The sequence below is a fragment of the Streptomyces sp. NPDC002619 genome, from assembly GCF_042889305.1.
GTDB lineage: Bacteria > Actinomycetota > Actinomycetes > Streptomycetales > Streptomycetaceae > Streptomyces.
Window position 1 is genome coordinate 105,970 of sequence record NZ_JBIAQV010000007.1, and the last position, 24,749, is coordinate 130,718.

A 24,749-nucleotide genomic window follows, 5' to 3' on the forward strand; every position below is an offset into this window, starting at 1 on the left:
GCCGGGCATCCGGGAGGTGCCGTAATTCCGTGGAAGGACCCGCGAGTTGGCGGAGACCGGTCGGGCGCCGTCAGCCTTCGTAGACGGCGGCACCGTCCTCGGCGTACGCGACGGCCTCCGCGTGCCCGAACAGACCGGGCAGCCCGCCGGTGTGCACGAACACGGTCCGCTCGCCCGGCCGGACGTCCCCGTCCCGGACGGCCGCGACCAGTCCGGCCAGGGCCCGTCCGGTGTAGGTGGGGTCGAGGACCAGACCCTCGGTGCGCGCCGCGAGCCGCAGCGCCTCGCGCACCGGCCCGGTCAGGGCCGCGTACCCGGCGCCCACCTGGTCGCGCCGCACCCGCAGCCGCTCCGGGGCGAGGGCCTCCGCGGTGAGCGGCGCCGCGAACCGGACGACGGCCGCCGCCGGCTCGGCCAGCGCGCCCACGTCGACGCTCAGCACCGCCTCCGACCCCAGCGAGGCGACCAGCCCAGCCGCCGTACCGCCGGAGCCCAGTGCGACGACGGCCGTCCGCAGGTCGGGTACCTGCGCGCGCAGTTCCTCGCCGCATCGCACATAGCCGCGCGCGCCGAGCGTGCTGGACCCGCCGAAGGGGATGAGCGCGGGCCGGGCGCCGCCCTTGCGCAGCCGTTCGCAGACCTCGGCCGCCGCCGCGTCCAGGCCCGCCTGGTCCACGTCGCCGGCCCAGGCCAGCCGCGCGCCGAACAGGCCGTCCAGGGCGAGGTTCCCGGACCGCGACGCGCCGGGTGATCCGCGCAGCACCAGTACGGCGTCCAGGCCCGAGCGGGCCGCCGCGGCCGCCGTCAGCCGGGCGTGGTTGCTCTGCGGGGCCCCCGTGGTGACCAGCGTGTCGGCCTCCTCGGCGAGCGCGGCGCCGACGGTCCACTCCAGCTTGCGGATCTTGTTGCCGCCACCGCCGAGACCGGTCAGGTCGTCACGCTTGACCCACAGGTCGTCCGTGCCGAGGCCGATCGCCCTCGCCAGCCGGGGCGCCGGCTCCATGGGGGTGGGGAAGGTGCCGAGTTCCACGATCGGGTCGCTCATGTCGTACGTCCTCGTCTGCGGGTGGATGCAGGGCAAGTCGACCACAAGTGCCCGCCGTTGGTCACACCGGAAGCAGCCGTGCAATCAGTGCGCCGACCTGCCGCGCGGTGCGGCACTCGCGCATCTCCACCAGCTCCGCGTAGGCGGGCGCAGCGGAGTCGCCCGTACCCCACTGGGAGCGCTGCTCGGGGTTCAGCCAGTAGACCCGGCGGGCGCGCTCGGCGATGTGGCGTACGGCGGGCAGGTTCGGGTCGCTCATGTTGGTGCGGGCGTCACCGAGGACGAACACCGTCGTACGCGGGCCGACCGCGTCGCCGTACCGCTCCGCGAACTCGCCCAGCGCCACGCCGTAGTCGCTGCTCCCGTGCCAGCCGGTGAGCGTGGCCTCGGACCGGATCCGGGTGCTCAGTCCCTCGGGGTCGGCCCGCCCGTGGCCGAGGAGCCCGGTCACCTCGTCGATCCGGTTGACGAAGGCGAACACCCGCACCTTGCTGAACTGGTCGTGCAGCGCCTGCACGAGCAGCATCGTGAAGTCCGAGAATCCCGACACCGAGCCCGACACATCGCACAGCAGCACCAGTTCGGGCCGCACGGGCCGCCGCCGGCGCAGCACCGGCCGCATCGGCACACCGCCCGTCGACAGCGAGCCGCGCAGCGTGCGGCGCAGATCGATCGTGCCGCGCGCGGCCCGCCGACGGCGTGCGGCGAGCCGGGTGGCCAGCTTCCGGGCCAGCGGCTGAACCGTCCTGCGCAGCTCGGCCAGTTGGGACCGGTTCGCGAACAGGAAGTCCACCCGGTCCGAGGTCGGGGCCACCGCCCGCCGGGCGATCTCCTCCCGCCCGCGCCGCTCGGCGACCCGCCGCCGCGCCTCCGCCGCCACCAGCCCGCGGAATGCCTCGATACGGCGCCGGATCTCGTCGTCGAGCAGCCGGTCGGCGAACCCCTCGCCCCCGTCCCGCTCCCGGACGCTCGACCGCACCCGGGCCAGCAGGGTCTGCGGGCGCAGCCGGTCCAGCGTCTGGTACGACGACCAGCCGTCCGATCCCGGTGAACTCCCGTATCCTCCCAGGCCGTCGACGGCCTCCGCGGCCAGCCGAGCCATCAGCGCCCGGTCGTCGTCGGCCAGCGCCGCCGCGAGCCGGTTCCGCAACTCCTCCCGGTCCGCGGCCTGTTCGCCGGGCGCGCCGACACCGCGCGGGAAGTAGAGGTCGAAGACCGGGTCGAACACGGCGCGTTGAGCGGTGCCGTGCAGCAGCGTTGCGGCCAGCCCCTCGCGCAGCAGCTCCCGGTCCGTGAGACCCAGGGCCTCCACCGCGCGGGCCGCGTCGACGGTCTCCCCGGTGCCGATCCGCACGCCGTGCGCGCGCAACGCGCCGACCAGACCCGTGATCCGCGCGTCGACACCGGTCACAGGTTCTCCAGGTCGAGCTTGGCCGCCGCCTTCAGGACGTCGTCCTGGTGCTTGAGGATCACGCCCAGGCTGTCCCGTACGACCGCCTCGTCCAGGGTCTCGGCGCCCAGTTCGAGGAGTGTGCGCGCCCAGTCGATCGTCTCGGCGACCGAGGGCACCTTCCGCAGGTCCATCGCGCGCAGCGCGCCGATCACCCGCACGACCGACTCGGCCAGCGCTTCGCCCAGACCCGGCACCTTGAGCCGGACGATGCGCCGCTCCAGCTCCTCCTCCGGGAAGCCGATGTGCAGGAACAGACAGCGGCGGCGCAGGGCCTCGGACAGCTCGCGGCCGGCGTTGGAGGTGAGCACGACGAACGGGCGGCGCGTCGCGGTGATCGTGCCCAGCTCGGGGACGGTCACCTGGAAGTCGCTGAGCACCTCGAGGAGCAGTCCCTCCATCTCGACGTCGGCCTTGTCGGTCTCGTCGATCAGCAGAACCGTGGGCTGGTCGCCGCGGATGGCGGTCAGCAGCGGGCGGGGGAGCAGGAACTCCTCGCTGAAGACGTCCGTGCGGGTCTCGTCCCAGGTCTCGTCACGGCCCGCGCTGATGCGCAGCAACTGCTTGGCGTGGTTCCACTCGTACAGGGCGCGGGACTCGTCGACGCCCTCGTAGCACTGCAGCCGGACCAGCCGGGCGTCGGTGACCTCGGCGACGGCCTTGGCCAGCTCGGTCTTGCCGACGCCGGCGGGGCCCTCGACTAGCAGCGGCTTGCCGAGGCGGGCGGCCAGGAAGACGGTGGTGGCGACCGCGCGCGAGGCGAGATAGCCGGTCTCGGCGAGGCGTGCGGAGACATCGTCGACGGAAGTGAACAACGGGGCCTCCGGTGGGATCGGGGAGCGGCGTCCGGGTCCTGTCTGAGCACTCCTATCTAAGCGCTTGTTCAGTACCGCTGTCACGCGCGTTCTCGGCGGTGGAACAGCGTACACCGATCGGTTTTCTTTCGCCCGCGACGCGGTACCCTCGGCGGTATGGCCACCACCGACAAGGCGTCCCCCCGGGAACGGCTGCTCGACGCGGCCGCCGAGCTCTTCTACCGCGACGGCGTCTCCATCGGCGTCGATGCACTGTGCCGGACCGCCGGAGTGTCGAAGCGGTCGATGTACCAGCTCTTCGAGAGCAAGGACGAGATGCTGGCCGCGAGCCTGGAGCGGCGGAGGCCGTCGATCGAGGCCCGGTTCGTGCCGGCCGACGCGGAGAGCATGACGCCGCGCGAGCGGATCCTGTACATCTTCGAACGGCTGGAGCAGGCGTCCGGGGAGCCCGGGTACCACGGCTGTCCTTATCTGGCCGTGCTCGTCGAGCTCAAGGACCTCGACCATCCGGCGAGCGCGGTCGCCGGCAGCGCGAAAGAGAAGATGCGGGCGAACTTCCACGCGCAGGCGGAGCTGGGCGGCGCCGGGGACCCGGACCTGCTCGCGCGCCAGCTGATGATCGTCTACGACGGCGCAAGCGCTCGCGCGGGGTCCGGGGTGGAGCGGCTTGACGACGGCCTGGCGACGGCGACGGCGGCGGCGCTGCTGGACGCGGCGGGCGTGAAGTAGGCGGTACGGCGACTTGTGGTGAGGCGTGCACGGACGGCGCCCCCGGACGGAATGGTCCGAGGGCGCCGTGCGGTGAGCGTCAGACGAGGTCGAACCGGTCCAGGTTCATGACCTTGACCCACGCCGCGACGAAGTCGTTCACGAACTTCGCCTTGGCGTCGTCGCTCGCGTAGACCTCGGCGAGCGCGCGCAGCTCCGAGTTGGAGCCGAAGACGAGGTCGGCACGGGTGCCGGTCCACTTGACCTCGCCCGAGGAGTCACGGCCCTCGAACGTGGTCTGGTCCTCGGACGTGGACTTCCAGGTCGTGCCCAGGTCGAGCAGGTTGACGAAGAAGTCGTTGGTCAGCTTGCCCGGGGTCTCGGTGAAGACGCCGTGCTTCGACCCGTTGTGGTTCGCGTCCAGGACCCGCAGACCACCGACCAGGACGGTCGTCTCGGGAGCGCTGAGCGTGAGCAGGTTCGCCCGGTCGAGGAGCAGGTACTCGGCCGGCAGGCGGGTGCCCTTGCCGAGGTAGTTGCGGAACCCGTCGTACGTCGGCTCCAGCGCCGCGAACGACTCGACGTCGGTGTGCTCCTCGGTCGCGTCGACACGGCCCGGGGCGAAGGGCACCTCGACGTCGAAGCCGGCGTCCTTGGCCGCCTTCTCCACGGCCGCACTGCCGCCGAGGACGATGAGGTCGGCCAGGGAGACCTTCTTGGCACCGGAGTTGAACTCGCCCTGGACGTTCTCCAGGGTGCGCAGGACCTGCGCGAGCTCGTCGGGGTTGTTGACCTCCCAGCTGCGCTGCGGCTCCAGGCGGATGCGGGCACCGTTGGCGCCGCCGCGCTTGTCGCCGCCGCGGAAGGTGGCGGCCGACGCCCACGCGGCGCCGACCAACTGCGAGACGGTCAGGCCGGAGTCGAGGATCTTGGCCTTGAGCGCCGTGATGTCCGCGGCGTCGAGGGCCTCACCCGCTGCCTCGGGCAGCGGGTCCTGCCACAGCAGGGTCTCCGCCGGGACCTCCGGGCCGAGGTACAGCGACTTCGGTCCCAGGTCACGGTGGGTCAGCTTGTACCAGGCGCGGGCGAACGCGTCCGCGAACTCCTCCGGGTTCTCGTAGAAGTGGCGGGAGATCGGCTCGTAGATCGGGTCGAAGCGCAGCGACAGGTCGGTGGTGAGCATCGTCGGGCGGTGCTTCTTCGACGGGTCGAAGGCGTCCGGAACGATCTCCGGGGCGTCCTTCGCCACCCACTGGTGGGCGCCGGCCGGGCTCTGGCTGAGCTCGTACTCGTACTCGAAGAGGTTCTTGAAGAACCCGTTGCTCCACTGGGTCGGCGTGGTGGTCCACGTGACCTCGAGACCACTGGTGATGGCGTCCTTGCCCACGCCCGTGCCGTACGTGCTCTTCCAGCCGAGGCCCAGCTGCTCCATCGGGGCGGCCTCCGGGTCCGCCCCGACGTTGTCCGCCGGGCCGGCGCCGTGGGTCTTGCCGAAGGTGTGGCCGCCCGCGATCAGGGCGACCGTCTCCTCGTCGTTCATCGCCATCCGGCGGAACGTCTCACGGATGTCGCGGGCCGCGGCGATCGGATCCGGGTTGCCGTTCGGGCCCTCCGGGTTGACGTAGATCAGGCCCATCTGGACCGCGCCGAGCGGGTTCTCCAGCTCGCGGTCGCCGGTGTAGCGCTCGTCGTCGAGCCAGGTGGTCTCGGGACCCCAGTAGACGTCCTCCTCCGCCTCCCAGACGTCCTCACGGCCGCCACCGAAGCCGAAGGTCTTGAAGCCCATCGTCTCCAGGGCCACGTTGCCGGTGAGGATCATGAGGTCGGCCCAGGAGATGCTCTGGCCGTACTTCTTCTTGACCGGCCACAGTAGACGGCGGGCCTTGTCGAGGCTGGCGTTGTCCGGCCAGCTGTTGAGCGGGGCGAAGCGCTGCTGGCCGGCGCCGGCGCCGCCGCGGCCGTCGCTGATCCGGTAGGTGCCCGCGCTGTGCCAGGCCATACGGATCATGAGCGGGCCGTAGTTGCCGAAGTCGGCCGGCCACCAGTCCTGCGACGTCGTCAGCACCTCGGCGATGTCGCGCTTCACGGCCGCGAGGTCGAGGGACTGGAAGGCCGCGGCGTAGTCGAACTCCTCACCGAGCGGGTTGGCGACCGCCGGGTTCTTGGCGAGGATCTTCAGGTTGAGTCGATCGGGCCACCACTGGCGGTTGCCGCCACCCTGCGTCGGGTGCGGGGCACGCCCGTGCGCGACCGGGCAGCCACCTGCCTCCGCCGCCGCTGCGCTGACTGCTTCTTGGTTCTCAGACATGGGAATCCTTCCGAACTTAGGCGGATCGTGGTGCTCAAGAACTACGCGCGATGGAACATTCTGGACACAAGCCCCAGTAAATGACCTCGGCCTCGTCGATGGCGAAGCCGTGGTCCTCGGACGCGGTCAGACAGGGTGCCTGACCCGTGGCGCAGTCGACGTCGGCGACTACGCCGCAGGACCGGCACACGACGTGGTGGTGGTTGTCCCCGATGCGTCCCTCGAAGCGGGCCGGGCTGCCGGCCGGCTCGATGCGGCGTATGAGCCCTGCGGCGGTGAGCGCGTGGAGGGCTTCGTACACGGCTTGGAGGGAGATGTGGCCCACGCGATCGCGCACCCGGGTGGCGATCGCCTCGACCCCGAGGTGGTCACCACCCCGGACGGTCTCGAGCAGGGCGACGCGGGCGGCCGTCACCCGCAGGCCGGCACCGCGCAGCTCGTCTGCGGTGGTCGGAGTCTGGGATGAGGTCATGGCCCAGAACCTACCCCGCTAAACACGAACAATACAAGAAAACGAGCAGTTCAATTCAGATGTCGTGACGGGTGCGCGCCGCATACGAACGCCGTACGAACGCCGAAAGGGGCGGTCGCCGAAGCGACCGCCCCTTTCGTGTCCAGCCCCGTCACGCCACCGCAGCCACGGCCCCGATCGCCGGAGTCCGCAGCACCCGGCGGGCCGTGCCCAGGCTCGTCCCCAGCGTCACCGCCGCGGCGACCGTGGACACCGCCAGCCAGATCCCGAAGGTCTGGCCGGGCAGCACGGCGTCGGTGCGGACCAGCGCGAACGGGACGATCCCGGCCAGCGCGGCCACCGAGCCGAGCAGCACACCGACCCCCGCGAGGACCGCGCTCTCCACGCCCACCGTGCCCAGCACCTGCCCCGGCGTCGCGCCCGCCAGCCGCTCCTGGCCGAACTCCCGGCTCCGGTAGGTCGTCGCCGCATACAGGGAGTTGACCAGCATGACGCAGACGAACACCGCGATGATGCCGACGACCGTGAGGTTGAGCGTCTCGAGGTTCTTGGCGTCGACCGACTTCTTCAACCCCGAGGCCGCGACCGCGTCCGACTCCACCGACTGCATGGTCAGCGTCGCCGTGCTCACCGCCGTGAACAGGACCAGCGACATCAGGATCCCGGAGACGTGCTCGACCCGCCGGCGCAGATTGCGCACCGCGAGCCAGCCGCTCGCCCCGGTCAGGGACAGCCACGCCGGCAGCCGGTCAAGGAGCCGCGGCGCGAGCATCGCGAAGCCCACCGACAGCAGGATCGCCCCGTACGCCGGAGCCGCCATCAGCGCCGCGTCCGTCGCCGAGAACGCGAACGTCGTCGTCACCGACCCGGCACCGGCCACCAGCGCGCCGTACGCCAGGAACGTTCGCGCCCGGCCCCGCCGCACCGCCGGACGCGTCGCCCGCCGTACCGCGAGGAACGCCGCGCCCGCCGCCGCGAGCAGGGTGATGCCGACGCCCGAGACCAGCGCGACGCCGCCGAAGGCGGGGTCGACGGAGAGCGCGACCTGGCCGCTGTCCTGGAACACACCGAGCAGCGCCCGTCCACCGAGCACCGCCGGGCCGATCGCGAGGGCGGCGCCGGCCAGGGCCACGGCCACCGCCTCACCCACGACCATCCGTTTGATCTGCGCCGGGGTCGCCCCCGAGCAGCGCAGCAGCTCCAGTTCGGCAAAGCGCTGACGGACGTTGACCGTGAGTGTGGAGGCGACGGCGAAGAAGACGAGGAGGGTGCCGTACCCGCCGACGACGCTCGCCGACGTGGTCAGCGTCTCCGCGCTGACCGTGTCGACGCCGCGCTGTCCAGCCGTGTCGTGCAGCGAGTTGAACGTCATGATGATCGCCGCGCCCAGGAAGGCGGACAGCAGGGTCGCCAGGAAGCGTCCGGGGCGTCGCCGGATGGAACGCAGAGCCAGTACGAGCATCGGTCACACCCCCGCCGGCACGTCGTCGCCGAGGTGGGCCAGCCGCTCGGCGACCGCGTCGGCCGTCGGCGCGTACAGGTGTCCGGCCAGGCGGCCGTCCGCCAGGAACAGCACGGAGTCGGCGTACGCGGCGGCGACCGGGTCGTGCGTCACCATCACCACCGTCCGGCCGTGCACCTTCACCGCCTCCTGCAGCAGCCACAGCACCTCCCGAGCGCTGCGCGTGTCCAGCGCGCCGGTCGGCTCGTCCGCGAAGATCACCCGCGGTTCGGTGACCAGCGCGCGGGCGATCGCCACCCGCTGCCGCTGACCGCCGGACAGCTGGTCGGGCCGGTGGTCCAGGCGGTCGCCGAGACCGACGGCTGTGAGGATCTCCCGCACCCGCTTCCGGTCGACGCGCCGGCCCGCCAGCTTCAGCGGCAGCACCGTGTTCTGCGCGACCGTCAGCGTCTCCAGCAGGTTGTACTGCTGGAAGACGAACCCGACCCGGCTGCGCCGGAACCGCGTCAGCTCGGCCTCGCCGGAGCCCGTCACCTCCGTACCGTCGACCATGACGATCCCGCTGTCGGGCCGGTCGAGCCCCGCCGCGCACTGCAGCAGCGTCGACTTGCCCGAACCGGACGGCCCCATCACCGCGGTGAACGAACCGCGCGGCAGACTGAGCGTGACCCCGTCCAGCGCGGTCACGGCGTTGTCGGCACCGCCGTAGGTCTTGGTGACCTTCACCAGGCGCAGCGCCTCGGCGGCGGGTCCCGTGTCGTGCGTACGTCGCGAACCTGTCCGAAACATCGTCATCACCCTCCGTCCGGGCACCCCTTGTGCCCCACCGACGAAGCTACGGAGCGGCGGCGCGCGGCACATTGGGCGCAGGACCCGTATCGGAGGGTGTACACAGCGACACCCCGGACGGGCCACCACAACGAGCCGACCCGCTCGCCCTCCCAGTGCAATGGACCCGTGACCGCGCCCCCGGACGACTGCCTCGCCCGCAACGAGTGGATCTGCGGCGAGTATCTGAGCACCCGCCGCCGGATCCTGCTCGACGCGGTCCTCCAGCACCTCCAGCTGACCACGATCTCCGTGCTGATCGGACTCGTCGTCGCCGTCCCGCTCGCGGTCCTCGCCCGCCGCTGGGGCTGGGCCGCCGGACCCGTCCTCGGCGCCACGACGATCCTCTACACCATCCCGTCCCTGGCGATGTTCTCCCTGCTCCTGCCCCTGTACGGCCTCTCCGCCACGCTGGTCGTCGCCGGCCTGGTGCTCTACTCCCTCACCCTGCTCGTACGGAACATCCTCGCCGGGCTGCGCGCCGTCCCCGAGGAGACCCGGCAGGCCGCACGCGGCATGGGCTACGGCCCGATCCGCCTCCTGCTCACCGTCGAACTGCCCCTCGCCCTGCCCGCCGCGATGGCCGGGCTGCGCATCGCCACCGTCTCGGCGGTCTCCCTGGCGACGGTCGGCGCGATCGTCGGCTTCGGCGGACTCGGCAATCTCATCTACTCCGGCATGAACACCTACTTCAAGGCTCAGGTCCTCACCGCGTCGGTGCTGTGCGTGGTGATCGCGGTCGTAGCCGATCTGCTCCTGCTCGGGGTGCAGTGGCTGATCACCCCGTGGACGAGAGCGGCCCGAGGATGAACACCCTGGCCGACGCCTGGCAATGGCTCACCGACCCCGCCAACTGGGCCGGGGACGACGGCATCCGGCACCGGCTGCTGCAACACCTCGTGCTGACCGTCGTCTGCCTGGTCATCAGCTGTGTCATCGCACTGCCCGTCGCGCTGGTCCTCGGCCACCTCGGCAAGGGCGGCGCGCTCGCCGTCAACATCTCCAACGTCGGCCGGGCCGTTCCGACCTTCGCCGTGCTCGTCCTGCTGCTCCTCACCCCGATCGGCACCTGGGGCGAGGGCCCCACGGTCGTGGCGCTGGTGCTGTTCGCCGTACCGCCCCTGCTCACCAACGCGTACGTCGGCATGCGCGAGGTCGACCGCGACGTGGTGCGGGCGGCGCGCGGGATGGGGATGACCGGGCGGCAGATGCTGTTCCGCGTGGAACTGCCCCTGGCGCTCCCGATGGTCATGACCGGGGTGCGGATCGCCGCCGTCCAGCTCGTGGCCACGGCCACCATCGCGGCGCTGGCGGGCGGCGGCGGGCTCGGCCGCATCATCACGGCGGGCTTCAACCTGGCCAGCACGCCCCAGGTGGTGGCGGGCGCCGTGCTCGTCGCCGTGTTCGCGCTGATCGTCGAGGGCCTCTTCGAGATCGCCGAACGGCTGGCGCCCCGCTGGGCGAGGGGGACGCGATGAGATGCCGTACGGCGATCGTCGCGGCGGTGTGCGTCCTCTCCGGCTGCACCACCGGCCCCTCCCTGGAGAACCGCGGAGCGGTCACCGCGCCGCCGGGCGACAGCCGTCATCTGACCATCGGCTCGGCCGGTTTCACCGAGAGCGACCTGCTCGCCCAGATGTACGCGCTGCTCCTGAACAGGGCCGGCTACAAGACGTCCATCCTCACCGTCGCCAACCGCGAACTGTACGAACCCGCCCTGGAATCGGGCCAGATCGACGTCGTCCCCGAGTACGCCGCCACCTTCGCCGACTGGCTGGGCGCCAAGACCAACGGAGCCGACGCCCCGCCGGCCGGCTCACCCGACCTCGCGGCCACGATGACAGCCCTGCGCAAGCTGGCCACGCCCCGCGGCCTCACGGTCCTCGCCCCCGGGAAGGCCGTCGACCAGAACGCCTTCGCGGTGACCCGGGCCTACGCCGCCGAGCACCACCTCAGGACGCTCAGCGACCTCGGCGCCTCGGGGCTGAAAGTACGGCTCGCGGCGGGAGACGAGTGCGTGCAACGGCCGTACTGCGAACCAGGGTTGAAGAAGATCTACGGCATCGACATCACCGGCGTCGACCCCAAGGGCGTGGGCACCACGCAGGCGAAGCGGGCCGTGCAGAGCGGCCAGGACCAGATGGTCCTCACCACCACGACGGACGCCACCCTGGACGCGTTCGGCCTGGTCCTCCTCGCCGACGACAGACATCTGCAGAACGCCGACTACGTCGTCCCGGTCGTCAACCGCTCCCGCGCGGGCGGCGAGGGAGTCACCAAGGCGCTCGGCAGGCTCAACGACGTCCTCACCACCGCCGACCTGGCCTCCATGAACCAGCAGGTGGACAGCTGGCGCCGACTGCCTCAGGACGTTGCCCGCACCTATCTGCAGGACAAGGGCCTGATCAAGTAACGGTGGCGCTCAGGCGTCGGCCACCGAGTCGAACGGCACCTGACCGCGCGCCACGCCCCGCGCGTCCGCGTCCACGGAGCGGCGCAGCGCCTCGTGCAGCTTCGCCGGAGTCAGCACGCCCAGGAAGCGGGCGCCGTCCAGGACGGCGACCCATCCGGCGTCGTACTGGAGCATCACCCCGAACGCCTGCTTCAGCGGTGCGCCGACCGGCACCCACGCCGTCATCCGCCGGGCCAGGTCGCCGACCGAGCCGCCCGCCGCGAGGTCGTCGATGCCCACCCAGCCGTGCAGATCGCCGCTCCCGTCCAGGACGACCGCCCATCGGGCACCCTCGGCCCGCATCCGTTCCCCGGCGTGCTCGGCGCTCTCGTCCGGGCGGGCGACGGGCGGCTGTTCCAGGTCGTCCGGCTCGATCGCGGTGACGGACAGCCGCTTCAGGCCACGGTCGGCGCCCACGAACTCGGCCACGTACGGCGTCGCGGGCGTGCCCAGGACCGCCCCGGGTGTGTCGAACTGCTCGATCCGCCCCCGCCCGTACACCGCGATGCGGTCGCCGAGCCGGACCGCCTCCTCGATGTCGTGTGTGACCAGCAGCACCGTCTTGCGCACCGCGGCCTGCATCCGCAGGAACTCGTCCTGCAGCTGCTCGCGCACCACCGGGTCGACGGCGCCGAACGGCTCGTCCATCAGCAGCACCGGCGGGTCGGCCGCGAGGGCCCGCGCCACGCCGACCCGCTGCCGCTGACCGCCGGAGAGCTGGTCCGGGTAGCGCGACCCGTACGTGGCCGGATCCAGCCCCACCAGTTCGAGCAGTTCGGCGGCGCGCGCCCGGGCCCGCGTCCTCTTCCAGCCGATCAGCGCCGGGACGGTCGCGGTGTTGTCGAGGACCGTGCGGTGCGGGAAGAGGCCGACCTGTTGGATGACGTACCCGATGCGGCGGCGCAGCCGCACCGGGTCGACCGCGGCGATGTCCTCGCCGTTCACGAAGATCCGGCCGGAGGTCGGTTCGATGAGCCGGTTGACCATCATCATGGTCGTCGTCTTGCCGCAGCCGGACGGGCCCACGAGCGTGACCAGTTCGCCCTCGGCCACCTCGAAGGAGAGCCCGTCAACGGCGGTCGTACCGTCCGGATACCGCTTGGTGATCTGCTCGAACCGGATCATTCCCCCACGCTAACGGCGCCGGTCACTCCCCGCTCACCAGCACCACCTCAAGGGTGCGCGGACCATGCACCCCCTCCACCCGGTCCAGCTCGATGTCGCTGGTCGCCGACGGTCCGGAGATCCAGGTCAGCGGGCGGGTGGGGTCGAGGCGTTCGAGCGCCTGAGGGACGGAGGCGACGACCTGGTCGGGGACGCGCACCACGCAGATGTGGTGGTCCGGGATCAGAGTGATGCGGCGGCGGCCCTGGTCGGGGCCGGCGTCGAGGACGATGGTGCCGGTTTCGGCGATGGCGACGGCGCAGCCCGTGACCACGCTCTCCACCCTGTCCAGTTCGGCGGGCGTGCTCACCGCACGGTCGTGGACCCGGGTGGGATCGGCGGCCGACATCCACTCCGGCGGGAGCCCCGGGGGCACCAGGACGTACTGGGTCCCGCGCTGGGCGAGCAACCGCATGATGTCGTAGGGCAGTTCGTCTTCGGTGGTGCGGTGGACGATCGCCCGGTAGTCGGCCAGATTCTCCGCGAGCAGGTCCACCGTCTCGGCGGTGGTCCGCTCACCGTGTGCCCGCAGATAGTCGCGCGGTACGGCCCGCTCGTACGGCGTGTCGTCCTGCGGTACGTCCGCGAGCGCGCGCCGCACCCGGCCCAGGATCCGGTCCCTGCTGCTCACTTGTCGCCGTCCTTTCCGCCGTGCGTGCGCTGCCACCAGTCGCGGAACGGCTCCGCCGGTACGGCGGGCAGATCTCGGGTTGCGCTCCACGCCTTGCCCGGTCCCGGCAGTGACCGCGGATGCAATCGGCGGGTGCGCGAGGCGAGCCGCTGCCCGCTGCGCAGGGCTCCCGGATGTGTGAACGCCCAGCGTGCCGCACGCATCGCCGCCCGCTCGGCGGCGTGTCCCTTCGCGGGCTGCAGCACCACCTTGTTGCCGTGCCGGACCACCTCGCCGCCCTCCACGACCCGTTCCCTCAGATGCACCAGCACCTCGGGGATGTCGATGGCGACCGGGCACACGTCGTAGCAGGCCCCGCACAGCGAGGAGGCGTACGGCAGTGAGGCGTCGATCTCGCTTGCGATGCCCCGGAGTTGGGGGCTGAGGATCGCGCCGATCGGGCCGGGGTAGACCGAGCCGTATGCGTGGCCGCCCGCCCGCTCGTACACCGGGCAGACGTTGAGGCAGGCCGAGCAGCGGATGCAGCGCAGCGCCTGGCGGCCGACCTCGTCGGCGAGAGTGTCGGTGCGGCCGTTGTCGAGGAGGACCAGGTGGAAGTTCTGTGGCCCGTCCTCGTCCGTGGTGCCGGTCCACATGCTCGTGTACGGGTTCATGCGCTCGGCCGTCGAGGAGCGGGGGAGGGTCTGCAGAAAGACCTCCAGGTCGCGCCACGTCGGCACGATCTTCTCGATGCCGGCGACCGAGATCAGCGTCTCGGGGAGGGTGAGGCACATCCGCCCGTTGCCCTCGGACTCGACGACGACGAGCGTGCCGGTCTCCGCGACCATGAAGTTGGCGCCGGAGATGCCGACCTTGGCGCGCAGGAACTTCTCCCGCAGGTGCAGCCGGGCGGCCTCGGCGAGTTCGGCGGGCGTGTCGGTGAGGCCCTCGGGGGCCGGGCGGCCCCACGCGCCCATCTCGGAGCGGAAGATGTCGCGGATCTCGCCGCGGTTGCGGTGGATGGCGGGGACGAGGATGTGCGAGGGACGGTCGTTGCCCAACTGCACGATCAGCTCGGCGAGATCGGTCTCGTAGGCGTGGATGCCCTCGGCCTCCAGCGCCTCGTTGAGCTCGATCTCCTGCGTGGCCATCGACTTGACCTTGACGACCTCCGACTCGCCGGTCTCCTTGACGAGCCCGGCGACGATCCGGTTGGCCTCGTCGGCGTCGGCGGCCCAGTGGACGGTGCCGCCCGCCGCCGTGACCGATTCCTCCAACTGCTCGAGATACCGGTCGAGATGACGGAGGGTGTGGTCCTTGATCCGCTTGCCGGCGTCCCGCAGCGCCGCCCAGTCGGACACCTCGGCGACTGCCGTCGCGCGCTTGGCGCGGATGGTGTGTGTGGCGTGGCGCAGATTGCCGCGCAGGGTCTTGTTCGCGACCGCCTCGTGCGCGGCCACGGGAAACGCCGGCATCCCGAGATACGTCCCGCTCATACGGCCGTCTCCTCCTCCGTGCTCGCCAGGATCTCGGCGATGTGCACCGGCCGCATCCCGGTGCGCAGCCGGGACATGGTCCCGCCGATGTGCATCAGACAGGAGTTGTCGGCCGCGCACAGCACCTCCGCGCCCGTCGACTCGGCGTTGCGCACTTTGTCGGCGCCCATCGCTGCCGAGACGTCGGCGTTCTTCACCGCGAAGGTCCCGCCGAAGCCGCAGCACTCCTCGGCGCCCGGCAGTTCCACCAGCTCAAGCCCTTTCACCGCCTGGAGCAGCCGCCGGGGACGGTCGCCGAGCCCGAGGCTGCGCAGCCCGTGGCAGGTCGGGTGGTAGGTCACCTTGTGCGGGTAGTACGCCCCGACGTCCGTCACGCCCAGCACGTCGACCAGGAACTCCGTGAGTTCGTACGTCTTCGGGACCACCGGCGCCAGCGTCGCCGCGAGGGCGCCCCCGCGCCCTTCGGCCCGCGCCCGTTCACCCATGCGCGGATACAGCTCGCGCACCATCGCACCGCACGACCCGGACGGCGTGACGATCGCCTCGTACTTCCCGAAGACATCGGAGAAATGCCGGGCCAGCGGCTCCGCCTCGTGCCGGTATCCGGTGTTGTAGTGCGCCTGTCCGCAGCACGTCTGGGCCATCGGGAAGTCGACCTCGACGCCCAGTCTGGTCAGCAGTTTCACCACAGCACGGCCGGTGTCCGGATAGAGCGTGTCGTTGACACAGGTCAGGAACAGGGCGACACGCATCGCGGCTCCTTGTCGTCGATCATCGGATGAGTGCAGAGTACTGGGGCACAACCCACCGAGGGAGACCTCGGCTCACGGCGCGGCGAGCCGTGCGCTCGGTCCGCCAGCCGGCCGTCACCATGGGCGCCCTGGCGGCCGAGCTGCTCCTGGAGGAGACGGAGGCGCAGGCCACGCCGGAGGCGCATGGGCACCGGAGGGTGGTGCTCCAGCCGGAGCTGGTGGTGCGTCGCTCGAGCCTTGCCGGCCGCTGACCCTGGATTCAGTACGGATTCATGATCCCGGGGCTCCGGCCGCGCGGTGCCATGTGCTGAACTGGGACGCGACCATCCGTCCGTATCGGGAGACCTGTTGAGCCTCAGCTACCGCCAGCCCGGCGTCGTCCTCACCGACCGCCGCTTCACCGTGCCCCTGGACCATGCCGACCCCGGCGGCGAGACGATCGAGCTGTACGCCCGTGAGGTCGTCGCGAGCGACAAGGCGGCCAGGGACCTGCCGTGGCTGGTCTACCTCCAGGGCGGCCCCGGCTTCGGGGCGAATCGTTTCATCGGAAAGCAGGCCTGGCTCGAACGCGCCCTGGACGAGTACCGCGTCCTGCTCCTCGACCAACGCGGCACCGGCCACTCCACGCCCGCCAACCGGCAGACGCTCCCCCTGCGCGGCACCCCGGCCGAGCAGGCCGACTACCTCATGCACTTCCGCGCCGACTCGATCGTCCGCGACTGTGAGCTCATCCGCCCCGAGCTCACCGGCGGCGCCCCCTGGACCGTGCTCGGCCAGAGCTTCGGCGGCTTCTGTGCGGTGTCCTACCTGTCCCTGGCCCCGGAGGGCCTCGCCGGCGCCGTGATCACCGGCGGGCTGCCCGCCCTGGACGCCCACGCCGACGACGTGTACCGGGCCGCCTACCCGCGCATCGAGCGCAAGGTCACCGCGCACTACGCCCGCTATCCGCAGGACGTCGAGCGGGTCCGGCGTATCGTCGACCACCTGCTGAGCCACGACGTGGTCCTGCCGAACGGCTACCGCCTCACCGTGGAGGCCTTCCAGTCCCTCGGTCTCATGCTCGGCATGAGCGACGGCAGCCACCGCCTCCACTACCTCCTGGAGGAGGCCTTCGTCCGCACCGCGCACGGCCCGGAGCTGTCCGACGCCTTCCAGGAAGCGGTCCAGGGCCTCCTGTCCTACGCGGACCACCCCCTGTACGCGGTCCTCCAGGAGCCGACCTACGGCCAGGACAGCCGCCCCACCGCCTGGGCCGCCGAACGGGTCCGCGCCGAGTTCCCGCAGTTCGACGCCGCCAAGGCCCTCGCGGGCGACGCGCCGGTCCTGTTCACCGGGGAGACCGTCCACCCCTGGACGTTCGACACCGACCCGGCCCTGCGCCCGCTGCGCGAGACCGCCGACCTGCTCGCCGCGCGCACCGACTGGCGCCCCCTGTACGACCCGGCCCGGCTGGCCGCCAACGAGGTCCCGGTGGCCGCGGCCGTCTACCACGACGACATGTACGTCGATACCGCGCACGCGCTCGACACCGCCCGCGCCGTCCGCGGCCTGCGCACCTGGGTCACCGACGAGTTCGAGCACGACGGCCTGCGCGTCGGCTCGCCCCGCGTCCTGGACCGGCTGCTGGCCCTGACCCGCGACGAGGCGTGACACCCGAGACCGACCGAACGGGGGACGGCATGAACGACATGAGCGACACCTACGACACCCAGCTGCTGGCCGAGCGTTTCGAGGAACACCGCGGACAGTTGCGCGCGGTGGCGTACCGCATGCTCGGATCGCTCAGCGAGGCCGACGACGCCGTGCAGGAGACCTGGCTGAAACTGAGCCGGACCGACGCGGCCGCCATCCGGAACCTCGGCGGCTGGCTCACCACCGTCGTCGGCCGGGTCTGCCTCGACCTGCTGCGCTCGCGCACCGCGCACCGTGAGGAGCCGCTCGACGAGACGTTCGTACCGGACCCGGTGATCCGGCCGCTGTCCGAGATCGACCCCGAGGAAGAGGTGCTGCACGCCGACTCGGTCGGCCTCGCCCTGCTCGTGGTCCTGGAGACGCTGGAGCCCGCCGAGCGGCTGGCGTTCGTCCTGCACGACATGTTCGCCGTGCCCTTCGACGACATCGCGCCGGTCGTGGAACGCAGTTCGGCGGCCACCCGACAGCTGGCGAGCCGCGCCCGCCGCAGGGTCCAGGGGGCCACTCCGGCGGCCGATCCCGATCTCGGGCGGCAGCGCGAGGTCCTGGACGCCTTCCTCGCCGCCTCCCGCGGCGGCGACTTCGAGGCGCTCCTCTCGCTGCTGCACCCGGATGTGGTGCTGCGCGCCGACTCGGGCGCGCTGGTGCGGGGCGCCGCCGCGTCCAAGCTGGTGCGCGGGGCCCGGGCGGTGGCCGAACAGGCCTTCACCTTCCGGCAGTTCGCCGGGTTCGCGCGGCTCGCGCTGGTCAACGGCGCGCTGGGCGCCGTCACCGCGCAGGAGGGTGCGCCGCTGGCGGTCATGTCGGTCACGATCGCCGACGGCCGGATCACCGGCATGTACATCCTCGCCGACCCCGACCGCCTCGCCCGCCTCGGCCCGCTCGACCTGGGGGAGTGACGGTCAGGCGGCCACGGTCAGCGGGCCGAGGCCGCGGTGCGGTCCGACGGTCCGCCCGTCGGGCAGCACCTCCCCGGTGTCCTCGACGCCGCAGCCGAACCCGCCGTCCTCACCGAAGTTCATCGCCCCCAGACAGAACGGGCTCACCTTGAGTCCGGACCGACCGAGACCGACGTACGAGTCGAGTGCCATGAAACTGCTCCGTGTTCGTTGTGAGGGAATTGCCTTTCTTCGATCAAAACAGCGTGAGCAGCGCGATCGTTAGGGCGATTGCGTCGATGACTTGCACGATCCTCCCGGCGTTGCGGGGCTGCGCTCGGGGCGGCGGAACTTGCGCAGGTCGGTAGGCTGATCGGCATGCCAGATCGAAGAGCCGGTTCGCCCGAGCTGCGCGGTGACTGCGCGCGCTGCTTCGGACTGTGCTGCGTCGCCCTGCCCTTCGCCGCCTCGGCCGACTTCGCGCTCGACAAGCCGGCGGGCACTCCCTGCCGCAACCTCGCGGACGACCACCGGTGCGGCATCCATGCCGAGCTCCGGCAGAAGGGCTTCACCGGCTGCACGGTGTACGACTGCTTCGGCGCGGGCCAGAAGGTCTCGCAGGTCACCTTCGGCGGACAGGACTGGCGCACCGGTACGCGGGAGGACGCCCGGCGCATGTTCGACGTGTTCCCCGTCGTACGGCAGCTGCACGAACTGCTCTGGTACCTCACCGAGGCCCTCGGCCTGCCCGCCGCCCGCCCGCTCCACGCCGACCTGCGCGAGTTCCTGGACGCGACCGAGCGACTGACCCGCCGGAGTGCCGGGGAACTCGCCGCGCTCGACGTGGCCGCGCACCGGCAGGAGGTCAACGTTCTGCTGCTGCGCACCAGCGAGCTGGCGCGGGCCGGTGTGCGCGGGAAGAAGAAGGACCGCAGGGGCGCCGACCTCATCGGCGCCCGGCTGAAGGGCGCCGACCTGCGCGGCGCCAGTCTGCGTGGTGCCTATCTCATCGCGGCCGATCTGACCGGCGCCGATCTGCGCGGTGCGGACATGATCGGCGCCGATCTGCGCGGCGCCGACCTCACGGACGCCGATCTGACCGGCGCCTTCTTCCTCACCCAGCCCCAGCTCAACGGGGCCCGCGGCAGCATCGGCACCCGGCTGCCGGAGTCAGTCACCCATCCCGTGCACTGGGCAGCCGGCCGCTGACACGGCTTCCTCCGCGCCCGTCACCGGGGTGGCAGGCGCGGGTGCGGGGCGCTGCTCCAGGGCGAGCCGCAGCCCCTCGGGCATCAGGGTCAGCCGTTCCGTCACCCGCAGTCGGTAGGCGGGGTCGGACCGGAGGTCGTAGCGACGCAACAGCAGGCCGAGGACCAGCGTCGCCTCGTGCAGCGCGAACTGCCGGCCGATGCAGGCCCGCGCCCCGGTGCCGAACGGCTTGAAGGTGTGCGGAGCGCGCCCCCGGACGGCCTTCGCGTCGAACCGGTCCGGATCGAACCGCTCCGCGTCCGCGCCCCACACCTCCGGGTCGCGGTGCAGCATCGGCGTCAGCACGAGCGCCCAGGCGCCGCGCAGCATCGGGTGCTCGCCGCCCAGCACCGTGTCCTGCCGGGCCTCGCGGGCGAAGGCGGGCGCGGTGGGCCACAGTCGCAGGGACTCGTCCAGCACCCGCCGTACGTAACGGAGTTTGGCGACCTGGTCGTAGCCCGGCGCCGGGGTGTCGCCCCAGACGCGATCCACCTCGGCGCGGGCGCGGGCCGCCACCTCCGGGTGCTGGGAGAGGTAGTGCAGGGCGAAGGAGAGCGCCCCCGAGGTGGTCTCGTGACCGGCGACCAGGAAGGTGATCACCTGGCGCCGGACATTCTCGTCCGACAGCCGCTCCCCGGTCTCCGGATGGGCCGTCTCCAGCATCCGGTCGAGCAGGTCCCCGTCCCCGCGGCCCGACTCGCGCCGCGCGCGCACCAGGTCGTCGACGGTCCGGTTGAGGTACGCGATGTGAGCGGCGTTGCGGCGCGAGGCGTCCCGCATGAGGACCGGGGCGAGCGGCGAGGGCACGGTGTTCAGCCGCTGGGCGTAGGTCAGCGTGCCGACCATCGCCGCCACGAAGGGATGCGGCCGGCTCCGCTCGAACGAGCCGAAGTCGTGCCCGAAACCAGTACGAGCGATCGTCTCCAGGGTCAGCTTGGTCATGTCGCCCGGCACGCCCACGGTGTGCCCGGCCGCCAGCTCGCGGTCCCAGTGGTCGGTGAGCCGGCCGGCCACGGACAGCATCATCGCGTGATACCCCTCCATGGCCTCGCGGCTGAAGCCGGGGGCCAGGACGTCGTGCGCCAGCTGCCAGTTCGGCTCGTGGTTGTACGCCGTGAACAGGCCGTCCCCGGCCACCGGGCGCAGGTTGGCGACGCCCAGGCCCACATGTTTGGCGAACCGGGACTCGTCCGCGATGTCCGCCGCGAGCCGGGAGCCCCACACGAACACGAACTCCTTGCCGAACGCCTTGCGCCGGAAGACCGGGCCCAGCCTGCGGGCGAGGCGCACCGAGTCCTGCACGGGCGTGCGCCTGTTTGCACCGAGCACGTCGCCGAGCAGCGGGAGGCGGTATGGCGGATGCGGAATGCGGTGCAGCTCCGGCCAGCCCTGCTCGGCGCTGCGGAACCCCTTTGGCAGCGCGGCCGGCGTATCGGAATCGGTCTCCGCCATGACGCGATCTCCCTTGATCCTGCGGACCGTTGAACGATGTGCACACGTATTGTACGTGGGTTCAATAACGCATTCCAGTCTGGTGCCGTTGTTGAACCCACGTCAAGTAAAGTGCGAACATGGCCGCGAACCCCGGCGAGCGCACCCGCCGCAGACTCAGCACCGAGGAGCGCCGGGCGCAGCTCCTGTCGGTCGGGGCCAGGCTGTTCTCCGAGAGCCCGTACGACGACGTGTGGATCGAGCAGGTCGCCGAGATCGCCGGGGTCTCCCGCGGGCTGCTCTACCACTACTTCCCGACGAAGCGGGACTTCTTCGCGGCCGTCGTGGAGCACGAGAGCGAGCGGATGCTGCGCATGACGGCGGCGGTGCCCGGCGTGCCGGTGCGCGAGCAGCTCACGGCCGGTCTCGACACCTATCTCGCATACGTCGAGGCCCACGCCCACGGCTTCCGCGCCTTCCACCGTGCCGACGCGGCCGGCGACCAGGCGGTGCGCCGCGTCTACCAGCGTGCGCTGGCCGCCCAGGAGCAGCAGATCCTCACGGCGCTCTCCAGGGACCCCGAGTTCGGCCCCCGGTTCGCCGGGCGCCCCGACCTTCCGCTGGCCGTCCGCGGCTGGCTCGCCTTCACCACCGCGGTCTGCCTGGAATGGCTGCGCGGCTCGGACCTGTCCCGGGATCAGGTGCGGGACCTGTGTGCTCGGGCCTTGCTCGGAGTGATCGCGTAACAGTCGTTTTGTTGCCAGGAGGCCCTGTCCGGCCCGCCCTGTGGTTGGCGTGCGCCTCGATCTTCGATAAGTTAGGCAAGGCTTACCTAAGGAGGTTCGGATGGGGTTCGGGATGGGCGACAGTCAGGACTGGACGGCGGTGCCCGGCGCGGCCGAGCGGGCGCGTTCGATGCTCGCCACGACCTGGTCGTGCGCGGTGACGGCCGACGGCGGGCGCGAGGACCTGGTCGGAGCGCATACCGTGGCCGAGGACGGCCTGGTACTGCTGAGAGTGCCCGACGACAGCGCCCTGCGTACGGCCGCGATCTGCGCGCCGTGCGGGGAGCCGTCCGCCGTACTGGAGTTCGCCGACGTCGCACCCGTCCCCGTACGCAACCGCATCCGCGCCCGCCTCTGGCTCGCGGGCTGGTTCACTGCCGCCGACGAGCACCTCGCCTTCCGGGCCACGCGTGTGGTCCTGCGGCAGTCCTCCGGCGCGACGGTCGTCGCCCTCGACGAGTTCGCCGCCGCCGGACCCGACCCGCTGGCCCCGGCCGAGGCCCGGCTGTTGACGCACCTCGCCGACGCCCACCCGGACGCCGTCGAGCGTCTCACCCGCCTTGTCGACCCGGAGAGCCTGCACGCCGCGACCCGGGTCCAGCCCCTCGCCGTGGACCGGCACGGACTGACGCTGCGGATCGAGCGGACCCGCGCCCACAGCGACGTACGGCTGCCGTTCCATACGCCCGCCGGCGACATCGCCCAGCTCACCGAGCGCATGCACGTGCTGCTCACCCAGGCGAGCGCCGCCTCCTGCCCCCGCGCCCTACAGCGGCAGCGCGCAGACCGCGACCGGTGACGCGAACGGCTCGCCCGCGAGCCGCAGTTCACCGTTTGCCGCGTTCACGTGGAAGACGCTCACAGTGCCGGACCGCTGGTTCGCCGCGAACAGCAGCCGGCCGTCCGGCGAGAAGGCGATCTGCCGCGGAAAGTCCCCGGCCACCGGCACGGTGTCCAGCAGTCGCAGCCGGCTCCCGCCCGCCTCGACCGCATAGCGCGTGAGGCTGTTGTGGCCGCGATTGGCGAGGAACGCGTACCCGCCGTCCGCGGTCACCAGGAACTGCGCCGGATAGTTCGTGCCCTGGCCGGTGCCGGTCGGCTGCGGCGCGCCGATGGTCAGACGGCCCGACGCCGGGTCGTACGCGCAGACCGCGACCGTGTTGTCGACCTCGTTGGCGAGATACGCGTACCGCCCGCCGGGATGGAAGGTCAGATGGCGTGGGCCCGCGCCCGGTCTGGTGTGGGCCCGGGCGACCTCGGTGAGCGTGCCCTTCGTCGTGTCCAGCCGGTAGGTGTAGACGGTGTCGGTGCCCAGGTCGACGGCGAGGACATGGCCGCCGTCCGGGCTGGTGATGAACTGGTGGGCGTGCGGTCCCTGTTGACCCGGGCCGGGCGGCGGGCTGGAGTGCGTGACCAGGTCGGTGCGTTCGCCGAGTGCGCCCGAGGTGTCGATCGGGTGCACGGCCACGCTGCCCGAGGTGTAGTTGGCGCTGAGCAGCCAGCGCCCGGTGGGGTGCACGGACAGGTGGCAGGGGCCCGCGCCGCCTGTGCTCCGGGCGCCGAGGATCCGCCGGTCGGTCAGACGGACAGCGGTCACGCGCCCGTCGACGCGCTCGTCGACCGCGTACAGGGTGCGGCGGTCGGGGTGCACGGCGAGGTACGACGGGTCGGCGACGCCGGTGAGGGTTCCGGTCCCGGTGACTCGGCCCGTCGCCGGGTCGTACGTGGCCAGCCCGATCCCGGCGCCGCCGCCCTCGACCGAGGTGTAGGTGCCCAGGTACAGGGGGCGGGGCCCGGCCGGGCGCGCCGAGGCGCGGGGGTGGGGGGCGGCGGCCCGGGGTTCGGTGGGCTCAGCTGCGTCCGGTGTCTTCGGTGCTTTCGGTGCAGCCGGTGCCGGAACGATCACCACGGCGGCGGTTCCCGCCAGGGCCCCGACGAACCGGCGCCTGCTCCAGCCGCCGCGTGTCGCCTCCGCACCACTGCCCATGCCCGCACCTCAGGTCGTCGCTCGCCCCCGTCGTGACAGCAACCTTGGCGTGCCCCGGCCCTCGAAGGCAAGAACGGCAACGCCCGTTGCGCAGCGCGCAACGGGCGTGCGTGTCTACCAGTCCCCGTCCTCCACCGGCTTGCCCGGCGCGTCCTTCAGCGGCTTCACCTGGCCGGCAGACGGCTCCTGCCAGGGGTCGAGGTCGTCACCGAGCCAGTCGCCGACCGGCTTGACCGCCCCGAGCGTGTCCGTGGGGGCGAGATCCTCGGCGCCCTCGTCGTAGTAGTCGTACCAGGGCAGACCCGCCCGGGTGTACGCCGCCCGGTCCACCGGCGATGGTGGGGGCGCCTCGCCCGTGATGCGGCGCCACTCCGGTGGCGTCACCAGGTGCACGAACACCCGTCCCGCCGGTTCCTCGGCCCAGTCCTTGAGCTTGCGGTCGTCCTGATAGACCTCCTGGCGCATGGAGCCTCCGACGCCCAGCCCCATCGCGGCGGCCGCCGGAGCCGGAGCCCTGCCCGGAGCGGGCATGCCGCCCGGCGCGGGCGGTGCCGCCATCGGCATCGCTGACCCGTACCCGCCGGCGCTTCTCATGAGCGGCCGCCGCGCCTGCTGCTCCCGGCGCCACGCGGCGAGCGGCTCGTCCTTCAGCGGGAACGACTGCAACTGCACGCCGCCCCACACCTCCTCGCCCGTGACCTGCCCCTCCACCGTCGCCCCGAGCCCCAGCGGCACGGCCACGAACTGGCGCACCGTCCCCTTGCCCGAGTTGATGCCGTCGAGCCAGGGCTGCCGCGGCAGGACGACGTAGTTCTGCGGTTTCCGGGACAGCCGCCCGGTCCACCGCTTGCCCGAGACCGCGCACACCTTGCCCACGCCGACCTGCAACGCGGCCGGCTCCGTCGTGCCCGCGAAGCTCAGCCACATCGCCTCGCGCAGATACACCGGCAGCAGCACACCGCCGCGCACCCGCCACTGCTCGGGGACCGTGTCCGGGTAGTCGGACACCCGCCGGACCGGGAACTCGCCCAGCCCCGGCGGCAGCGCATGCGTGCCCGTCTCGGGCAGCCGCAGGGTGCGCACGAAGCGCACCGCCACCCCGCCCGGCAGCCGCAGTGTGTTCCCGTCGATCCGTACGGTCGAATCGGTCATCCGCACGCTCCCCT

General features: G+C 72.0%; 24 protein-coding genes and 1 pseudogene. 10 read left to right on the forward strand and 15 right to left on the reverse strand.

Features of this window, described 5'->3' with window-relative positions; translation table 11 throughout:
* Positions 1-70: 70 nt before the first annotated feature.
* The 3 genes from ACFYXB_RS14780 to ACFYXB_RS14790 form a co-directional block, all read right to left on the reverse strand.
* Positions 71-1,045: a D-cysteine desulfhydrase family protein gene (locus ACFYXB_RS14780; protein ID WP_389581750.1), complete on the reverse strand. Its 975-nt coding sequence runs from the start codon at positions 1,043-1,045 to the stop codon at positions 71-73.
* 61 nt (positions 1,046-1,106) lie between these two features.
* Positions 1,107-2,456: a VWA domain-containing protein gene (locus ACFYXB_RS14785; RefSeq protein WP_389581753.1), complete on the reverse strand. Its 1,350-nt coding sequence runs from the start codon at positions 2,454-2,456 to the stop codon at positions 1,107-1,109.
* Entirely contained in the window at positions 2,453-3,310 is an 858-nt protein-coding gene (locus tag ACFYXB_RS14790) for an AAA family ATPase (RefSeq protein WP_389581755.1), read from the reverse strand. Before ACFYXB_RS14790 ends, ACFYXB_RS14785 begins: the two co-directional genes overlap by 4 nt.
* A 156-nt stretch (positions 3,311-3,466) precedes the next feature.
* Between ACFYXB_RS14790 and ACFYXB_RS14795 the strand changes: the two genes are divergently transcribed.
* Positions 3,467-4,039, forward strand: coding sequence for a TetR/AcrR family transcriptional regulator (locus tag ACFYXB_RS14795; protein ID WP_389581757.1), 573 nt, complete (start codon positions 3,467-3,469; stop codon positions 4,037-4,039).
* A 79-nt stretch (positions 4,040-4,118) separates the two neighbouring features.
* Here the strand turns inward: ACFYXB_RS14795 and katG are convergent, their stop codons facing one another.
* From katG to ACFYXB_RS14815, 4 genes are all read right to left on the reverse strand, one after another.
* Positions 4,119-6,326: a catalase/peroxidase HPI gene (katG, locus tag ACFYXB_RS14800; protein ID WP_389581759.1), complete on the reverse strand. Its 2,208-nt coding sequence runs from the start codon at positions 6,324-6,326 to the stop codon at positions 4,119-4,121.
* A gap of 34 nt (positions 6,327-6,360) precedes the next feature.
* Positions 6,361-6,798, reverse strand: a complete 438-nt coding sequence (locus ACFYXB_RS14805; protein WP_389581761.1) for a Fur family transcriptional regulator — start codon at positions 6,796-6,798, stop codon at positions 6,361-6,363.
* 151 nt (positions 6,799-6,949) lie between these two features.
* Entirely contained in the window at positions 6,950-8,260 is a 1,311-nt protein-coding gene (locus ACFYXB_RS14810) for an FtsX-like permease family protein (protein WP_389581764.1), read from the reverse strand.
* Between the two features lie 3 nt (positions 8,261-8,263).
* Positions 8,264-9,049: an ABC transporter ATP-binding protein gene (locus ACFYXB_RS14815; RefSeq protein ID WP_389581766.1), complete on the reverse strand. Its 786-nt coding sequence runs from the start codon at positions 9,047-9,049 to the stop codon at positions 8,264-8,266.
* A 168-nt stretch (positions 9,050-9,217) separates the two neighbouring features.
* Between ACFYXB_RS14815 and ACFYXB_RS14820 the strand changes: the two genes are divergently transcribed.
* Genes ACFYXB_RS14820 through ACFYXB_RS14830 form a run of 3 tightly spaced genes read left to right on the forward strand, consistent with a single transcriptional unit; the run spans position 9,218 to position 11,501 of the window.
* Positions 9,218-9,898 carry an ABC transporter permease gene (locus ACFYXB_RS14820; protein ID WP_389581769.1) on the forward strand — a complete coding sequence of 227 codons (681 nt, stop codon included), beginning with the start codon at positions 9,218-9,220 and terminating at the stop codon, positions 9,896-9,898.
* A complete protein-coding gene (locus ACFYXB_RS14825; protein WP_389582104.1) occupies positions 9,895-10,566 on the forward strand; it encodes an ABC transporter permease in 672 nt (223 codons plus the stop codon). The genes ACFYXB_RS14820 and ACFYXB_RS14825 overlap by 4 nt, the downstream gene beginning before the upstream one ends.
* Positions 10,563-11,501, forward strand: a complete 939-nt coding sequence (locus tag ACFYXB_RS14830) for an ABC transporter substrate-binding protein (protein WP_389581771.1) — start codon at positions 10,563-10,565, stop codon at positions 11,499-11,501. The genes ACFYXB_RS14825 and ACFYXB_RS14830 overlap by 4 nt, the downstream gene beginning before the upstream one ends.
* Before the next feature lie 9 nt (positions 11,502-11,510).
* Here ACFYXB_RS14830 and ACFYXB_RS14835 read toward each other — a convergent pair whose 3' ends face one another.
* The 4 genes from ACFYXB_RS14835 to ACFYXB_RS14850 are packed head-to-tail and all read right to left on the reverse strand — an operon-like array spanning position 11,511 to position 15,562.
* Positions 11,511-12,665: a betaine/proline/choline family ABC transporter ATP-binding protein gene (locus tag ACFYXB_RS14835; RefSeq protein WP_351349175.1), complete on the reverse strand. Its 1,155-nt coding sequence runs from the start codon at positions 12,663-12,665 to the stop codon at positions 11,511-11,513.
* A 22-nt stretch (positions 12,666-12,687) separates the two neighbouring features.
* Positions 12,688-13,335 (reverse strand): lactate utilization protein C, encoded by a 648-nt coding sequence (locus tag ACFYXB_RS14840; protein WP_351349178.1) that lies wholly within the window; start codon positions 13,333-13,335, stop codon positions 12,688-12,690.
* On the reverse strand, positions 13,332-14,810 hold the full coding sequence (locus tag ACFYXB_RS14845; RefSeq protein ID WP_389581774.1) for a LutB/LldF family L-lactate oxidation iron-sulfur protein: 1,479 nt from the start codon (positions 14,808-14,810) through the stop codon (positions 13,332-13,334). Before ACFYXB_RS14845 ends, ACFYXB_RS14840 begins: the two co-directional genes overlap by 4 nt.
* The gene (locus ACFYXB_RS14850) at positions 14,807-15,562 is read right to left on the reverse strand and encodes a (Fe-S)-binding protein (RefSeq protein ID WP_389581778.1); all 756 of its coding nucleotides are present in this window, start codon (positions 15,560-15,562) and stop codon (positions 14,807-14,809) included. Before ACFYXB_RS14850 ends, ACFYXB_RS14845 begins: the two co-directional genes overlap by 4 nt.
* Positions 15,563-15,657: 95 nt before the next feature.
* Here ACFYXB_RS14850 and ACFYXB_RS14855 point away from each other — a divergent pair.
* From ACFYXB_RS14855 to sigJ, 3 genes and pseudogenes are all read left to right on the forward strand, one after another.
* Positions 15,658-15,813, forward strand: a pseudogene (locus tag ACFYXB_RS14855) (LacI family transcriptional regulator); the annotation flags it as partial.
* A gap of 97 nt (positions 15,814-15,910) precedes the next feature.
* Positions 15,911-17,212 carry an alpha/beta fold hydrolase gene (locus ACFYXB_RS14860; protein ID WP_389581781.1) on the forward strand — a complete coding sequence of 434 codons (1,302 nt, stop codon included), beginning with the start codon at positions 15,911-15,913 and terminating at the stop codon, positions 17,210-17,212.
* 29 nt (positions 17,213-17,241) lie between these two features.
* Complete coding sequence (gene sigJ, locus ACFYXB_RS14865) at positions 17,242-18,153, forward strand: RNA polymerase sigma factor SigJ (protein WP_351349190.1); 912 nt, start codon at positions 17,242-17,244, stop codon at positions 18,151-18,153.
* 3 nt (positions 18,154-18,156) lie between these two features.
* On the opposite strand, the gene ACFYXB_RS14870 is transcribed toward sigJ, so the two are convergent.
* Positions 18,157-18,345 carry a hypothetical protein gene (locus ACFYXB_RS14870; protein WP_389581785.1) on the reverse strand — a complete coding sequence of 63 codons (189 nt, stop codon included), beginning with the start codon at positions 18,343-18,345 and terminating at the stop codon, positions 18,157-18,159.
* Positions 18,346-18,510: 165 nt separating this feature from the next.
* On the opposite strand from ACFYXB_RS14870, the gene ACFYXB_RS14875 reads away from it, so the two are divergent.
* Entirely contained in the window at positions 18,511-19,341 is an 831-nt protein-coding gene (locus ACFYXB_RS14875) for a pentapeptide repeat-containing protein (RefSeq protein ID WP_389581787.1), read from the forward strand.
* On the opposite strand, the gene ACFYXB_RS14880 is transcribed toward ACFYXB_RS14875, so the two are convergent.
* Positions 19,303-20,832, reverse strand: a complete 1,530-nt coding sequence (locus tag ACFYXB_RS14880; protein WP_389581789.1) for a cytochrome P450 — start codon at positions 20,830-20,832, stop codon at positions 19,303-19,305. The two genes, ACFYXB_RS14875 and ACFYXB_RS14880, sit on opposite strands and share 39 nt — an antisense overlap.
* 119 nt (positions 20,833-20,951) lie before the next feature.
* On the opposite strand from ACFYXB_RS14880, the gene ACFYXB_RS14885 reads away from it, so the two are divergent.
* Together ACFYXB_RS14885 and ACFYXB_RS14890 are read left to right on the forward strand one after the other, a co-directional pair.
* Positions 20,952-21,557, forward strand: coding sequence for a TetR/AcrR family transcriptional regulator (locus ACFYXB_RS14885; RefSeq protein WP_351349205.1), 606 nt, complete (start codon positions 20,952-20,954; stop codon positions 21,555-21,557).
* Positions 21,558-21,669: 112 nt separating this feature from the next.
* Positions 21,670-22,395 carry a DUF2470 domain-containing protein gene (locus ACFYXB_RS14890; RefSeq protein WP_389582107.1) on the forward strand — a complete coding sequence of 242 codons (726 nt, stop codon included), beginning with the start codon at positions 21,670-21,672 and terminating at the stop codon, positions 22,393-22,395.
* Here the strand turns inward: ACFYXB_RS14890 and ACFYXB_RS14895 are convergent.
* Positions 22,363-23,583, reverse strand: coding sequence for a lactonase family protein (locus ACFYXB_RS14895; RefSeq protein ID WP_389581791.1), 1,221 nt, complete (start codon positions 23,581-23,583; stop codon positions 22,363-22,365). The genes ACFYXB_RS14890 and ACFYXB_RS14895 overlap by 33 nt on opposite strands.
* A gap of 114 nt (positions 23,584-23,697) precedes the next feature.
* Complete coding sequence (locus ACFYXB_RS14900; RefSeq protein WP_389581794.1) at positions 23,698-24,735, reverse strand: hypothetical protein; 1,038 nt, start codon at positions 24,733-24,735, stop codon at positions 23,698-23,700.
* Positions 24,736-24,749 lie beyond the last annotated feature (14 nt).